Annotated in this window: 1 protein-coding gene; it reads right to left on the reverse strand. The window is 53.5% G+C overall.

Features of this window, described 5'->3' with window-relative positions:
• Window positions 1–11: 11 nt before the first annotated feature.
• A protein-coding gene (locus tag ACERIT_RS16135) for an IS630 family transposase (protein WP_373675872.1) occupies window positions 12–1,012 on the reverse strand; the annotation gives its coding sequence in 2 pieces (ribosomal slippage) (window positions 12–520 and window positions 520–1,012; 1,002 coding nt in all).
• Window positions 1,013–1,059: the final 47 nt, after the last annotated feature.

Below are 1,059 nucleotides of genomic sequence, written 5' to 3' on the forward strand. Positions count from 1 at the left end.
TATAGTAGACGTTAGAAATAATTACTCACTTTGGGAATTGAAAGTTGATCAAGAGCGGTATCGATCGCTGTTGTCAGCTCAGAAAGCGAGTCGAAGAATCGGTTGCTAAGTGCTGATTGCAGTTGTCTCCAGCATTCCTCGACTGGATTGAGTTCCGGTGAATAAGCTGGTAACGTGACGAAGGCGAGGTCGTCACGGGCCGCCAGGTCCGTGACGGCCGATGCCTGGAAATACGGCGCTCCATCGAGCACGACGATGAGATCGTCTTTGAATTCTTTGCATAATGCGAGAATGAAATGTTTCGCGTGTTCGGCGGTAACGTATTCGGTGAATCGTGAGAAGAAGCACTCGCCGTCTTCGGTGACCGCGCCGAGCAGACACGTCCAGTCGCGTTGACCAGAAAGTTCGACGGAGGGCCGCGTGCCGCGCGGAAACCACGCGACACGCGGCTCGACTTGAACGGATTTCTTCGTCTGATCGATACAGACTACGGTGGCGTCCATCTCCCGTCGCTTTTTTTGAGTTCATCGTGGAACTCATCTTGGTCGGATTCCTCGGCTTCGGCGGCTGTGCGGCGCGGTTTTTGGTAACTCAATCCAGCTTCTTTGAGCAACCGCCGACAACTCGGGTAGGAGTATTCGACGCCATAGGTTTCTTCGAGAAATTCCTGGACGAGCGCCGGCGTCCACGCCGGCGCGTCGATCCCGACTTCCTCGGGCGGTTCGTGAACGGTTTGTTCGAATTCTTCTTGCTGAGATTTCGAGAGCTTTCGTTTCCTCCCAGATCGATGAGCATCAGTCACAGCTTGCTCAAGCGGCTCGTCCGTATCGAGTCGCATCAGCCAGCTGTAGATCGTTCTTCGTCCGGTGTCGTGCCAGTCGGCAAGTTCGGTTTGCGTCACGCCGTTCTTGTACGCGATCGCCGCTAACAACCGTTGCGTCGGCTTGTTTCCCTCAACCTTGTCGAGGGTATCTTGGAGTTCTTCGACGGAGATTTCGTCGAGATGATCCATTGATTACAGCAACAATCTCTGAGCAGGAAATTCTAACGGTTACTATA

Origin of the sequence: Halopenitus sp. H-Gu1, from assembly GCF_041821145.1 — an archaeon.
GTDB lineage: Archaea > Halobacteriota > Halobacteria > Halobacteriales > Haloferacaceae > Halopenitus.